This is a genomic window from Desulfovibrio sp. 86, from assembly GCF_902702915.1.
GTDB lineage: Bacteria > Desulfobacterota > Desulfovibrionia > Desulfovibrionales > Desulfovibrionaceae > Desulfovibrio.
Map to the genome: position 1 here is coordinate 658,802 of NZ_LR738849.1, position 12,791 is coordinate 671,592.

Consider the following 12,791-nt stretch of genomic DNA (forward strand, 5'->3'; position numbering starts at 1 on the left):
GGACGCACTGATGTATCCCACACTCGTCGCACTCAACTGCCTTGGCCGCACATGCTGCATCAATGCGGCCACCACAGCCCGGGGCATGCAGCAGGTGGGGCTGCTCTTTGTGCTGAGTCCCGCCCTGTGCTGGCTGTATCCCGAAGGCGCGGCCCGCGCCAGGGCCTTTGCCCGCTATGGCGGGCACAGCAACACCCATCCCTTCATGATTCCGCTTTTTGTGGGCATTCTGCTGTCGCTGGAAGAAGAAATAGCCAAGGGCACGCTTCCTGAATCCGCCGTAAGCTCTGTGCGCGAAACCCTGGCCACCACGCTTTCGGCCCTGGGTGACTCCTTTTTCAGCGGCACCTTGCTGCCCCTGTGGGCGCTTGTGAGCGTGGCCCTGCTGCTTTCGGGCCATATCCCTCTGGCGGGATGTCTGGCTGTGGCATTTTTTTTCGCCCTGCTGGTTTTCAGGGCTGGCAGCTTTTTTTCAGGTCTGCGCCACGGCATGCCGGTGCTGGTGCGTCTGAAACGCCTCAACCTCATCAACTGGGTGGACAGGCTCAAAATGGTCAATGCGGTGCTGGTGGCCCTGGTCATCTGGCATCTGCCCATGAGCCGCCTCAAACCCTTTCCGTGGGACGTTTACCTTTTGGGCGCACTGGCGGTACTGGGGGCATCCTGGCTTGTGGCGCGGCTCCGCCTGCCGCGCATTCTGCTGTGGGCCATGACGCTGGGGGCGTTGATTCTCATGGACGTTGACCTCATAGGTATGTAGTATGTCCCCGACTGCCAGCAGGCACAGCCGGGCTGGCGCAAGGTCGAGGCAGACATTCGGCGCGGCCGTGCCACATTCGGCCCCAACCGCCCTGACATTGTTAAAAGGTGAGGAAATGGAAGAAACCATTGAAGAAACGTCACGCGGGCTGGAAATGCGGCTTTGCCTCAATCTGCGTAATGGACTTCACGCCAGGCCCGCGGCACGACTGGCCCAGGAAGCCCAGCGCTATTCGTCGGCCATTCAGCTTATCAGCGAGACCGGCGAGGTTGACGCCAAAAGCATGCTTGACGTTCTTTCACTTGCCCCGCCCTTCAACGCGGAACTGACGCTTCTGGCTCAGGGGCATGACGCCCGCGAGGCCCTTTGCGGCCTTGCCCGCCTTCTCAGCACCATGCAGGATTGATATGGCCCGCGCGGTACTTTTTGGCACTCCAGTTTCTCCCGGCATAGCCATTGGCCGGGTGCGCTTCATGCACAAGCTGCGGCAGGATGAAGAGCGGCGCATCACGCCCGCTGAAGTGGCGGCCGAGCAGGCCGCCCTGCGCCTTGCGGCTGAAAACGTGCGCGTTTCCCTGCAAAACACCATGGACAACGTGCCCGAAGACCTTGCCGAATACCGTGAGGTTATCGCCGCGCAGATGGAAATGGCCCGCGACGCCAAGCTGCTCAACACAGCCTCCGCGCGCATCGAACAAAAGCTCATTGCCGCGCCCTGGGCCCTGCGCCTGACTGTTGACGAGCTGTGCGCCCTGTTCCGGGGCATGGACGACCCCTATCTGCGTGATCGTGCGCAGGATATCCGCGCGGTGGGTTTACGCCTGCGCGAGAGCCTTTCTGCTGGCCCTTCCGAAACGCGGGGCGCTGCTGAACCGGGCGTGCTGGTGGCCGAAGATCTTTCTCCCGCCGATGTTATGGAACTGAACCTGGACTGCGTGCTGGGCATCCTGACCACCGAGGGCGGCCCCACCTCGCACACGGCCATCCTTTCGCGCAGCCTGCGTATTCCCTGCCTTTCCAGTGTTACCGGTCTTGTGACCGTGGCCAGGGAAAACGAGCAGGTCATCATTGACGGCCTTGGCGGCTGCGTGCTGCTGGACCCGGATGAGGCGGACATGGCCCGCTATGAGGCCCGCCGCCTTGAATACACTGGATGGGAAGAATTCACGCTCAAGACGGCCCGCTGGCCCGCTGAAATGTGCGATGGCGTGCGTGTGGTGGTTCAGGCCAATCTGGAGAGCAGCGACGAGCTTGCGGCAGTGCCGTGCAGCGGCGCCGACGGCGTGGGCCTGTACCGCACGGAGTTTGCCTATCTCAAGGGCCGTCTGCCCGACGAAGAAGAACTGCTGGCCGAATACGCCCTTGTGGCCCAAAAAATTTCACCGGAGCGCGTTGTTTTTCGCACCCTCGACGTGGGCGCGGACAAGATGCTGCATGCCCAGGCGGCCCTCAAGGAACCCAACCCCGCCCTGGGCCTGCGCGGCATACGCTTTTGCCTGCGCCATCAGGGACTTTTTCGCACGCAGTTGCGGGCGCTCATGCGCGCGGGGGTGCACGGCAACGTGGCCATCATGCTGCCGATGGTTTCAGCCATGGACGAAGTGCAGCAGGTGCGCCGCATCATACAGGAAATGCATCAGGAACTCAGCGCCCAAAACCTGCAGCACGCGGGCGAACTGCCCCTTGGCGTCATGATAGAAACCCCTGCGGCGGCCCTCATCTGCGACGCCCTTGCCAGGGAATGCGACTTTTTCAGTATTGGCACAAACGATCTCATACATTATATTATGGGCATAGACCGCAACAACCGCCATGTGGCGTATCTCAATGAACCCCTGCACCCCGCCGTCGTGCGCTCGCTCAAACACATTGTTGACGCCGCGCACCGCGAAGGCATAGGAGTTTCCGTCTGCGGCGAACTGGCGTCCGATCCGCTGGGCATGGCACTGCTGCTGGGCATGGGGGTAGACACCATATCCGCGGCGCCGCGTTTTGTGCCTGGCCTGAAACACCTCATCCGCCAGCTCAGCGCCGAAACCTGCATGGAACTGGCCCACAGCGTGCTCATGAGCACGGATGTGGCCGCTTCCCGGCGCATGGTTCGTGAACAGTTGCATCAATCCCTTGGGCCTGAACTGGCCTTTCACACCACCAGCCTTTTGATCCATAGCCAGCCATGAGCCAAAAAACATCGCCTTCCACCATCGCCGTCAATAAAAAGGCCCGCCACCTCTACGAACTTTCCGAGTTCACCGAGGCGGGCATTGTGCTTACCGGCCCCGAAGTCAAAAGCATCCGCGCGGGCAAGGTCAACTTCATCGACAGTTATGTTGACTTTCGCAAGGGCGAAGCCTGGCTTGTCTCGCTGCACGTGGCCCCATACTCCAATGCGGGCTACGCGCCGCAGGAGCCCGATCGCGCCCGAAAACTCCTGCTGCACCAGCGCGAAACCGCCAAATTGGCTGGCCTTGTGGCCCAAAAGGGCCTTACGGTCGTGCCTGTGCGCGTGTATCTCAAGCGGGGCAAGATCAAGGTGGAGCTGGCCGTTGGCCGGGGCAAAAAGCTGCACGACCACCGAGAAAGCCTCAAAAAACGCGCTGAAGAAAGAGACATGGCCCGCGAGATGGCCTAGCTTTTCAGGGGCAGTACCCCCCTGCGCGCAGACATTTTGACGTTTGAAGCCGCTGGCTTTGGCGCGTAACCACGCGGCCAGCCAGCGCTCACGTTCCCAGGGCGGGGGCTTGCCTTTGCCCCGCCGGAGCAATGGCGCAACACCATTGCCCGCAAAAAGATAGTTCAGCCCCATTGATACGTGATGCGCCACGCCGCCGCTTTGGCAGGACAGGCACGCCCCAGGAACTCCCGCCATCGGCGGGGTCATTGGCGTGTTTGTTGCGGCATGGCACAGGCCTGACATGACGAAGGCTGGCGTTTTGCAGGACAGAGGCGCGTATACCGCTGGCGCAAACAGTTCAGCACACGTCTGACCCGCCGCCCGGCTGCCGGACGGAGGTTTTTTACGGGCACGGAAAAGCATGCGTTATCCGCCACTGCAAGCCCCGCTGTTCTGGCAGACCTGCCTGTGCTTCTGGATAGGCGGCATTGCCGCCGCCGTATGGCCGCACCAGACCCTTCTTTGTTTTTTCCTTTTACTTCTGGCGGATAAACGCCTGTGGCAGGCAGCCCCACTGGCTTTCTGCGCTCTGCTGGCGCTGGCGGGTCTGCTGACGGCGCAGTGGCAGTTGTACGGCAGCCCGTGGCGGCACGGCTTTTCCGACCCGGAACGGCCCCCCTGGTTGGCGCAGGCAGGCAAAAAAGTGCGGGTTTGCGGCACTGTCACCGACAGCCAGGGATTGCCCGACCAGCGTTTGCGGCTTTTGCTCGCTGATCTGGCCCCAGAGGGGGACGGACATCCGGAACAGGCCAGAGGCGGGAACACGGCTACGCCAGCCCCCGCGCAGACTGTGCCAAAATCCGGCCTGGCCGCGCCTTTATCCAGCCAGAACATGCCATTGTCAGGCCAGACGGCGCTCACCTGGGAACATCCCCCTTCGCACCCATTGCCGGGGCAAATCCTTTGCCTCAGTCTCCGGCCCATGCCCATGCAGGGTTTTGCCAACAAGGGACAGGCCGCGTGGGAACTCTGGTGGGCCGCGCAGGGCGTCTACTGGCGCATGTGGACTCAGGACAGGCGCGCAGACCCCCAACTGCACGGCGAACCAGGGCGTTCCAGCCGCTGGCGCGAGGCCCTGCGCGCAGATTTTCTCGCAGCTCTGGTTGCTCCCCGGTCGTTGCCCCTTGCAGACCATGCCGCGTCCTCCGCGCTTTCTGACGCCGCCCCAAAGCCTTCAGCCCACTCTCCTCCTCCCGGCGCGGAAGACATGCCTCAGGGCAAGGCCATCCTGCTGGCCCTGCTCTTTGGCGACAGGCAGTATCTCGATCAGGCCACGCTGAACAATTTTATCGCAGCCACCCTGGTACACAGCCTGGCCCTTTCGGGGCAACACCTTGTTATCGCGGGTATGCTCGGGCTGGCCTGCGTGCTGACTTTGGCGCGCTTGCGGCCTGGCATCTATCTTCACCGGCCACACACGCTCTGGGTCATACTGGCCTCACTGCCTCCGGCCCTTGCCTATTTATGGCTGGGCAACGCCCCCGCGTCGCTTTTGCGGGCCACGGTCATGCTCTTTGTGGTGGCTCTGTGGTTGACCATAGGCCGCCCGCGCACCACCCTGGATGCCCTGTGCGCGGCGCTGCTGTGCATCACAGTGGCCGCGCCGCTCAATGTGTTTGATACAGGGCTGCAACTCTCGGCCCTGTGCGTGGGGGCCATCGGTCTGAGCCTGCCCTGGCTGCGGGAACTCATGCCGGGATTTGACGGTGCGCCCACGTCAGGGTGGCGCGCGCGCCTGGCCCAATGGGGACGCGCCCTGCTGCGGATTTTTCTTGTTTCGCTCTGCATCCAGGTGGTTCTGCTGCCGCTGAACATGCTGCTTTTCGGCAATGCGGGGTTCTGGTTTCCGCTCAATGTGGCGTGGCTTCCTGTGGCCGATCTTTTTGTGCTGCCCGCCTCTGTGCTGGGCCTGGCATGCGCGGCCCTTGGCCTGGAAACATTGGCCCGCCTGGTTCTGGATCTGGCGACCCTGCCCTGCCAATGGCTGGTGGACCTGCTGGCCTGGCTGGCCGCAAACGATCTTTTGCTGGCGCCCTCCATGCTGCGCCCCCACTGGACGGCCCTGCCGGCTTTTGCCGCCCTGCTCACGGCTCTGGCCTTCAAGGCAGGACGCCCCACCCTGCCGGCAGCGGCGCAACGTCTGTTGCTGGCAGGGGGACTTCTGCTGCTGGTCGGCCCCATGCTGCGGCTGGCGGAACGCCTTTCGCCCGAAATCCGCCTGGAGGTGCTGGACGTGGGCCAGAGCCAGGCCGTTGCGCTGCGACTGCCGGGGCACATGCGCCTGCTGCTGGACGGCGGCGGCAGCGCTTCGCCGCGCTTTGACCCCGGCCAGAACATCGTGGCCCCGGTGCTGCTCTACAACGACGGTCCCCGCCTGAAGGCCGTGCTCAACAGCCACCCGGATCTGGATCACATGGGGGGGCTTGTGCATATCCTGCGGCAGTTCTCTGTAAGCGCCTTTTTTGACAACGGGCGCGACAGCGGCGACGCCAGAGGCGGCTGGGCCGCCATATGGGCGCAAACACGCCGACAATACGGGGCCCAGCCCCTTGCCCAAGGGGATGTGCTGCAACTGGGCGACCCGGCCTATGGTCTGCAACTGGAGATACTGCACCCGCCGCGCACCGACAGGAGCGCACGCGGCGCGGGCACTGCCGCCCGCGAAACCTGGGACGGCAACAACGCCTCGCTGGTGGCACGGCTGACCCGCTATGGACAGGGGCTGGCGCTCATTCCGGGCGACGCCGAACGCCGCTCGCTACGCCACATGATTGATCAGGGGCTGGACCTGCGGGCCCAGGTGCTGGTGCTGCCCCATCACGGGTCGGACAGCAGCTATCTGCCCGATCTGTATGAGGCCGTACAGCCCGAAGTTGCGGTGGCGGCCTGCGGCTTTGAAAACCGATACGGATATCCGGGAAAAAAGGTACGGGAGTGGCTGGACAGCGCGGGGATTCCCCTGCTGTTCACAGGTCGGGACGGGCAGATAAGCATGAGCTGGACAAGCGCGCCGGGCCGCGCAAAACGGAAAAATGAAGCCGCACATACAACCCTGCGCGTGCAGACGCAAAGGCCACTGCACGAAAATCCTGCCCACGACGAGCAGGCAGAGGAATAGATATCTTTTGTGGGGGAGGGACCCTTTTGCAAAAGGGTCCCTCCCCCACACCCCCTCCCCCTAAAACCTTTATTATGTTTTAGGAGTGGGAGCTCCAGAGACCGTACTTTCTTGATATCACGCGCTGTAATGTTGTCATTCTGCCGAAAAATGCGATTTTCGCCTGGGTACTCGCTACATTGCGGAGCGCAGCATTCTTGAGCAGCATTAGATCAGGCAATCATTTTCAAAGTCATACCGCTCTAAATGTAGGAAACTATGTCCTGTCGGGATGCGCCTAGGCCTGCTGGCAAACGGACTCCACACCCAGATGCTCCTTCCCCCACTGGTAGAGTTCTTTCAGGGTTGGCAGCAAACGCCAGCCTTGCGGGGTCAGGGCATATTTCACGCGGCGTACCTTGCCCGAAGCAAGTTCCGTTTTGCTGACCAGACCGTCGCGTTCCAGCTCTTTCAGGCATTTGCCAAGCATCATGTTGGTTATGCCCCTCACTTCGCGGCCAAGGGCATTGAATCCGCAGCCGCCCGTGTCGGCCAGATGCCAGAGAATGGGCAATTTCCATTTGCCGCCTATGAGGTTAAGGGCGTGGATGAGGGGACAAGGAATATCATATACACTTTCACGCGGCAGTGCCGTACTGTAGCCCACCGTCATCTTTGCCTTCATGCCTGACGCTCCTTGAAAAGCCTTGTGCGACGGGATGTTGACCGCATTTTGCGGCACAGGTGAAAACCCGTATTCCAGGTTAGAAAAAACTGCGTACTTGTTTTCTAACCCGCCCTTCTTTTAAAGTATATCTGTCGATACAACGCGCCGAACGCAGGCGCAAGAATGAAACCCCGTACTGTTCATAAGGAGAAAACCATGAAATATTACGCCATTAACGGAAGTGCCAGAAAAAAGCACAATACGGCCACTGTGCTGGCCAAGGCTCTTGAAGGCGTGGCCGCAGTGCAGCCTGACGCACAGACCGAAATGCTGCACCTCTATGACTACACGTATAAAGGCTGTATCAGCTGTTTTGAATGCAAAAAGCTTGGCGGAAAGTCCTATGGAAAATGCGCCGTAAAGGACGATCTGGCCCCAATACTGGAAAAAATTTCTCTCGCTGACGGCATTATCTTTGGCTCGCCCATCTATTTCAAGGGCATTACGGGCGAAATGCGTTCATTTTTTGAACGCTTTCTTTTCCCTTACCTGGTATATGACGCCACCTATTCTTCCATTGCCCCCAAGAAGATGAAAACAGCCTTCATCTACACAATGAACGTCACTGAAGCCTTCATGCGGAGCATGGACTATCCCGAACATCTCTCCGGAATGGAGTATTTTACGGGCAGGATGCTGACGCCGCCCTCGGTGCTGTATGTGAACGACACCTGTCAGTTTACGGACTACAGCAAGTACAAGGTGGAGTGCTTCTCCGAAGAAGCCAAGCTCAAACACAAAAATGAAGAGTTCCCCAAGGACTGCCAGAAGGCCTTTGAACTGGGCATGGCCATGGCCCGACCCTGAGGTAGTTAAGTTCATGAGCGGCGGGCGGCCGCCCGCCGCTCATGACGCCGGACTGCCAGCATCTTTGGCTGCGACGTTGACTGCCGCAGCGCAGCACAACACCTTCAACGCCAACATCCTTTACAATCCTGTCTGCTTATATGGCCTTACCGTTGGCACTGCGAACAGTACACGGTGCCACGCCCTGCGACTCTGGCTTTTTCAAGGGGGTGGCCGCATTTTTTGCAGGGTTGGCCGCCACGTCCATAGACCGCAAAGGTATTCTGAAATGCGCCTGCATTGCCGTCGGCGTCCTTGTAATCACGAATGGAACTGCCGCACTGTGAAATGGACAGCAACAGCACGTCCTGCAACGCTTTCAAGAGGCTATCCATTTGATCACGGGTGAGATCTGCCGCTTTGCGACGCGGGTCAATGCCTGCCGCAAACAGGCTTTCATCCGCATAGATGTTGCCCACGCCAGCCAGGATTTTCTGATCCAGCAGCACAGCCTTGATGGCCGATTTTCTGCCAGAGAGGCTTTTGGCGAAATTTTTGGGCGTCAGGGTCAGGGGTTCCGGGCCAAGTTCGCTCCAGAAGGGCCAGCGATCAAATATCTCGGGCGTGCCCGCCAGCACGAGGCCGAATGCGCGCACGTCGTCGAAAAACAGACGGCGCGGCCCTTCGTCCATGTCAGAGGCCGTGTCCTTCAGCTGATCCTGTGCGTCTTTCACCTGAACGAAAGGCGTATGCCCGTCACGCGCCGCAGCAGTATCTTTCTGAGTCTCTACCTGCGAAGCGGGAATATCCAGATCAAAAACGCAACGGGTGTGCGGGCCTGGGGCTGTTTGGGGCGCATAGGTCATAAGCCGCCCGGTCATGCGCAGATGCACGGCAAGCCGCAGGTCTTTGCACCCACGCACAGCGGCATTTTCTGCGTTTGAGGCGTCAAGCTGCAACAGGAGCAGCTTGCCGCGCCGCCCGACTTCCGCAATGCGGCAGCCGCGCAGATTTTCCAGCGGAAGGCTGAGAGGGTGCTGGCTGGTGGCGCGCAGCACTTGGGCGTTGGTGATAACGCAGCCCTGCACATGCGGCCGCAAGGTTCGGGCGATGGTTTCTACTTCTGGCAGTTCGGGCATGATGTTCCTCTGTTTGCCGGAAAGATAAGACATTCTGCCCGCATGGCAAGACATTGCAAACGGCTTGCTCGCAGACACAAAGGGCGACACGGCCCAAGCCCATTGTGGCGCATGCCAACGCAGACCACCACATTTACTTTTCTACAACTGACGCCTGTTCCCATACAAGCAAGAGCCGTCTTTCTGTCAAATAGCATCCATCATACACAGCGAAGCCATAATACCCTGACATAACGAACCAAAGCGAGACTCACGGATGGCATTGCGCGGCGCGGAGGGAGATCGCGAGCGCAGCGAGGAAGCTCCCGCAGCAGGGGCCGCGCAGCCCTCGCGGAATTATGGCGTTTGGAAAGCCCTTGGCGGCCAGCCCGTGGGAGTGGAGGTATACGACAAGCCCAGCGGGGTCGTCCGGGGGGAGTGCAGAGGGGGCCTCGCCAAAAGGATTGTGTCTGGCAGCCCCCCGAGGCCCCCATCTGCCGCCCGCCGCGCAGGCGGCCCAAACTAAATAAAAGAAAAGCCGCCGTGCCCGCAGGGCACACAAACCATCTCTCGAAGGACAAGCCCTGCTTTGCTTTCTCTTGAAGCCTTGCAGCGGAAGTTTCGCCATCCCGCCGCGCAGGCCCCCCCAACAACACAAAAAAGCCGCCATGCCCACAGACACAGCAGCCCCAAAAATCAACCTCAGACGACAACTCCGCCCTACAGGTCCTGTTTTTTCTCCGAACTATCCGAAAGATAAACATCCAGCAGCCCATCCGGCGGATCAATAACCACAGCCGGGGCCTCCACGTCAAAGCCCACGATAAACTCTGGCCTGGCGGGAAAAAGCACTTCCCGGTCGTCGTCCGTCATGATGACCCACAGTTCCAGATCAGCGGGGTACTCGAAGTGGTCGAGCCTGCCGATGCGCTGCCCGTTGGGCAGCAGGACATCCCCGCCGAGCAGGTCTTCCAGATAGACCTCATCGTCATCAGGTTCGGGCAGGGTTTCGCGCTTTGCGAGCAGCTTGTAGCCCCGGAAGTTTTCGGCGGCGGTGCGGTCTGCCACGCCTTCCAGCAAGAGCAGCGGGCGGCCTTTATGGCTGCGCACTGCAAGGGGCCGGATAGGACGTGGGGCGGCATCGCCCGCCTGAATCCAGAGGGGGGTGGTCAAAAGCAAGGGGGAGTCCGCATACCAATCGATGCAGATCTCCCCTTTGATACCGTGGGGCCGCGCAAGCGTGCCCATATGAATCCATGAATCCGCCATAGTATCCGGCGCTATTCCAGAATTTCCAGCACAGTGCGTTTTTTGCACTTGATGGACGCGGCGCTCAGTATGGTTCGCATGGCTCGCGCCGTGCGCCCCTGTTTACCAATGACCTTGCCCAGGTCTTCTTTGGCGACCTTGAGTTCCAGAACGGTAGTCTGCTCGCCTTCCACTTCGCTGACCTGCACTTCGTCGGGATGATCTACAAGAGACCGGGCAATATATTCGATCAGGGCCTTCATTGAGTACCTCCAAAGGGGTCTGCGCCGGAGAAGACCGGAGCAGTAAAGGCCGCGCGCAGTGCCGATATTGCCCTAAACGGCCTTACCCAACATGCTTTCGCATAGTTCGGGAGGCCGCAGGGCGTCTGCCGCCGTGGCGGAAGCTTAGCGGAATGCGCTAGGCCATGTGTTTCTTGATCAGGGAACGCACGGTATCCGTGGGTTCAGCGCCACGAGCCAGCCATTCCTTGATTTTATCCGCATCAAGTTTGACCTCGATGGGATCCTTCATGGGGTTATAATAGCCCAGGAATTCCAGCGGACGGCCATCACGACGGGTTTCGTCAGTGGCGGCCACAACCCGGTAGAAGGGGTGCTTTTTGCTTCCGAGGCGGGTCAGTTTCAACTTTACAGCCATGAGTCCAACTCCCTTTGAGGTGGTATGTTATCGTTGCGCCCGGGAAAGGGCAAGGGCGGAAAAGCCCTGGCGCAAAGAGGTGTTGCCGTTACGACGGCGCTCCTTGCCGCGAAATATCTATTTTTTCTTACGCTTTTGGCGCTCTTTTTTCTTGCGCTTTTTTGCGGCCGCCGATTTTCCGGTACCCGTGCGCCCGCCGGGCGCGCCGTCCATACCGGGCAAACCGCCCATTCCGGGCATGCCGCCCATGCCTGGCAGACCGCCAAGGCCGGGCATCCCACCCATACCGCCGGGCGGGGTCATGCCGGGAGGCATGCCGCGCATGCGGGGCATGGCAGGCATCTTGGCGCCCTTGCCGCCCATCATGCCCTTCATCATCTGGCGCATCTGCTCAAACTGGCGCACCAGCTGATTGACCTGAGCGACGGTCACGCCCGCGCCCTTGGCTATGCGCGCCCTGCGGCTTCCATTGAGGATGTCGGGGTTGCGCCTCTCGGCCATGGTCATCGAACTGATGATGGCTTCGGTACGGGCCATTTCCTTTTCGGGCATGGCGCCGCTTGCTTCGGCCAGCTTGTCGCGCAAACCGCCAAGTCCCGGAATCATCTTGAGGATGCTGTCCAGGGAGCCGAGCTTTTTGATGCGGCGCATCTGGGTGCGAAAATCTTCAAGGTCAAAACTGGCCTTTTTCATCTTGCGGGCCAGTTCTTCGGCCTCCTCGGCATTGATGGCGCTCTGTGCTTTTTCCACAAGGGTCAGCACGTCGCCCATGCCCAGGATACGCCCGGCGATGCGGTCGGGGTGGAAGACTTCCATCTCCGACAGTTTTTCGCCCATGCCCACAAATTTTACCGGAGCGCCTGTGACCGCGCGGATGGAAAGGGCCGCGCCGCCGCGCGCATCACCGTCCATCTTGGTGAGCACAACGCCAGTGATGCCAAGGCGCTGGTTGAAGCTTTCAGCCACGGTCACGGCGTCCTGGCCGGTCATGGCGTCAGCCACAAACAAAATTTCCTGCGGCCGCACGGCCGCCTTGATGGCCTCAAGCTCCTGCATGAGGGGCTCGTCCACATGCAGACGGCCCGCCGTATCCAGCAGCAGCACAGTGGCCTGCTCGCGCCGCGCCTCTTCCAGGGCGGCCTTGGCTATGTCCACGGGCTTCATGTCCACGGTGGAGGGATAGCAAGGCATGTCCAGCTGTTTGGCGAGCACGGTCAGTTGATCAATGGCCGCAGGGCGGTACACGTCGGCAGGTACAAGATAGGGGCGCATCTTTTGCTTGCGCAAAATATTTGCTATCTTGCCCGCAGAGGTGGTCTTGCCCGAGCCCTGCAGACCCACAAGCATGATGACCGCAGGCTCGCGCCCCTGAAGGTCAAGCCCGGCGGTTTCACCGCCAAGCAGGCTTACCAGTTCGTCATTGACGATCTTGACCACCTGCTGGGAAGGGTTCACGCCCTTGAGCACTTCCTGGCCAAGACACTTTTCGCGCACGCTTTCAACAAAGTCTTTGACGACCTTGAAGTTAACGTCCGCTTCCAGCAGGGCCAGCCGCACTTCGCGCAGACCGGCCTGCACGTTTTCTTCGGTAAGCTGGCCGCGTCCGCCAAAAGAGCGGAATACGCCGGAAAGTCTGTCTGAAAGGCTTTCGAACATGCATTCTCCACAGGGGCCGCAGGGCGGCAAAAATCGGTGCGGTTCTTACCTCGCGCAGATACCCT

12 protein-coding genes are annotated in these 12,791 nt (G+C 60.5%); 6 read left to right on the forward strand and 6 right to left on the reverse strand.

Features of this window, described 5'->3' with window-relative positions; all coding sequences use genetic code 11:
- Positions 1-10 precede the first annotated feature (10 nt).
- The 5 genes from DESU86_RS02790 (at position 11) to DESU86_RS02810 (ending at position 6,552) form a co-directional block, all read left to right on the forward strand.
- Positions 11-760, forward strand: a complete 750-nt coding sequence (locus DESU86_RS02790; RefSeq protein ID WP_179979657.1) for a PTS system mannose/fructose/sorbose family transporter subunit IID — start codon at positions 11-13, stop codon at positions 758-760.
- Between the two features lie 115 nt (positions 761-875).
- On the forward strand, positions 876-1,166 hold the full coding sequence (locus DESU86_RS02795; protein WP_179979658.1) for an HPr family phosphocarrier protein: 291 nt from the start codon (positions 876-878) through the stop codon (positions 1,164-1,166).
- 1 nt (position 1,167) lies between these two features.
- Positions 1,168-2,940, forward strand: coding sequence for a phosphoenolpyruvate--protein phosphotransferase (gene ptsP / locus DESU86_RS02800; RefSeq protein WP_179979659.1), 1,773 nt, complete (start codon positions 1,168-1,170; stop codon positions 2,938-2,940).
- Positions 2,937-3,392 (forward strand): SsrA-binding protein SmpB, encoded by a 456-nt coding sequence (gene smpB, locus DESU86_RS02805; RefSeq protein WP_179979660.1) that lies wholly within the window; start codon positions 2,937-2,939, stop codon positions 3,390-3,392. Before ptsP ends, smpB begins: the two co-directional genes overlap by 4 nt.
- A 403-nt stretch (positions 3,393-3,795) precedes the next feature.
- The gene (locus tag DESU86_RS02810) at positions 3,796-6,552 is read left to right on the forward strand and encodes a ComEC/Rec2 family competence protein (protein ID WP_179979661.1); all 2,757 of its coding nucleotides are present in this window, start codon (positions 3,796-3,798) and stop codon (positions 6,550-6,552) included.
- 277 nt (positions 6,553-6,829) lie between these two features.
- On the opposite strand, the gene DESU86_RS02815 is transcribed toward DESU86_RS02810, so the two are convergent.
- A complete protein-coding gene (locus tag DESU86_RS02815; protein WP_179979662.1) occupies positions 6,830-7,216 on the reverse strand; it encodes a winged helix-turn-helix transcriptional regulator in 387 nt (128 codons plus the stop codon).
- Between the two features lie 198 nt (positions 7,217-7,414).
- Between DESU86_RS02815 and DESU86_RS02820 the strand changes: the two genes are divergently transcribed.
- Entirely contained in the window at positions 7,415-8,065 is a 651-nt protein-coding gene (locus DESU86_RS02820; RefSeq protein WP_179979663.1) for a flavodoxin family protein, read from the forward strand.
- Between the two features lie 146 nt (positions 8,066-8,211).
- Here the strand turns inward: DESU86_RS02820 and DESU86_RS02825 are convergent, their stop codons facing one another.
- From DESU86_RS02825 to ffh, 5 genes are all read right to left on the reverse strand, one after another.
- The gene (locus tag DESU86_RS02825) at positions 8,212-9,183 is read right to left on the reverse strand and encodes an Fpg/Nei family DNA glycosylase (RefSeq protein WP_179979664.1); all 972 of its coding nucleotides are present in this window, start codon (positions 9,181-9,183) and stop codon (positions 8,212-8,214) included.
- A gap of 699 nt (positions 9,184-9,882) precedes the next feature.
- Positions 9,883-10,431, reverse strand: a complete 549-nt coding sequence (gene rimM / locus DESU86_RS02830; protein ID WP_232088237.1) for a ribosome maturation factor RimM — start codon at positions 10,429-10,431, stop codon at positions 9,883-9,885.
- A gap of 11 nt (positions 10,432-10,442) precedes the next feature.
- Entirely contained in the window at positions 10,443-10,673 is a 231-nt protein-coding gene (locus tag DESU86_RS02835) for a KH domain-containing protein (protein WP_012625423.1), read from the reverse strand.
- Positions 10,674-10,830: 157 nt separating this feature from the next.
- Positions 10,831-11,070 carry a 30S ribosomal protein S16 gene (gene rpsP / locus DESU86_RS02840; protein WP_179979665.1) on the reverse strand — a complete coding sequence of 80 codons (240 nt, stop codon included), beginning with the start codon at positions 11,068-11,070 and terminating at the stop codon, positions 10,831-10,833.
- A gap of 117 nt (positions 11,071-11,187) precedes the next feature.
- Complete coding sequence (gene ffh / locus DESU86_RS02845) at positions 11,188-12,726, reverse strand: signal recognition particle protein (protein ID WP_179979666.1); 1,539 nt, start codon at positions 12,724-12,726, stop codon at positions 11,188-11,190.
- Positions 12,727-12,791: the final 65 nt, after the last annotated feature.

Coding starts and splice junctions, on each gene's coding strand:
- DESU86_RS02815 (WP_179979662.1), bottom strand. CDS start 7,216: ATGAAGGCAAAGATGACGGTGGGCTACAGTACGGCACTGCCGCGTGAA.
- DESU86_RS02820 (WP_179979663.1), top strand. CDS start 7,415: ATGAAATATTACGCCATTAACGGAAGTGCCAGAAAAAAGCACAATACG.
- DESU86_RS02795 (WP_179979658.1), top strand. CDS start 876: ATGGAAGAAACCATTGAAGAAACGTCACGCGGGCTGGAAATGCGGCTT.
- smpB (WP_179979660.1), top strand. CDS start 2,937: ATGAGCCAAAAAACATCGCCTTCCACCATCGCCGTCAATAAAAAGGCC.
- ffh (WP_179979666.1), bottom strand. CDS start 12,726: ATGTTCGAAAGCCTTTCAGACAGACTTTCCGGCGTATTCCGCTCTTTT.
- rpsP (WP_179979665.1), bottom strand. CDS start 11,070: ATGGCTGTAAAGTTGAAACTGACCCGCCTCGGAAGCAAAAAGCACCCC.
- DESU86_RS02810 (WP_179979661.1), top strand. CDS start 3,796: ATGCGTTATCCGCCACTGCAAGCCCCGCTGTTCTGGCAGACCTGCCTG.
- DESU86_RS02825 (WP_179979664.1), bottom strand. CDS start 9,183: ATGCCCGAACTGCCAGAAGTAGAAACCATCGCCCGAACCTTGCGGCCG.
- DESU86_RS02835 (WP_012625423.1), bottom strand. CDS start 10,673: ATGAAGGCCCTGATCGAATATATTGCCCGGTCTCTTGTAGATCATCCC.
- DESU86_RS02790 (WP_179979657.1), top strand. CDS start 11: ATGTATCCCACACTCGTCGCACTCAACTGCCTTGGCCGCACATGCTGC.
- ptsP (WP_179979659.1), top strand. CDS start 1,168: ATGGCCCGCGCGGTACTTTTTGGCACTCCAGTTTCTCCCGGCATAGCC.
- rimM (WP_232088237.1), bottom strand. CDS start 10,431: ATGGCGGATTCATGGATTCATATGGGCACGCTTGCGCGGCCCCACGGT.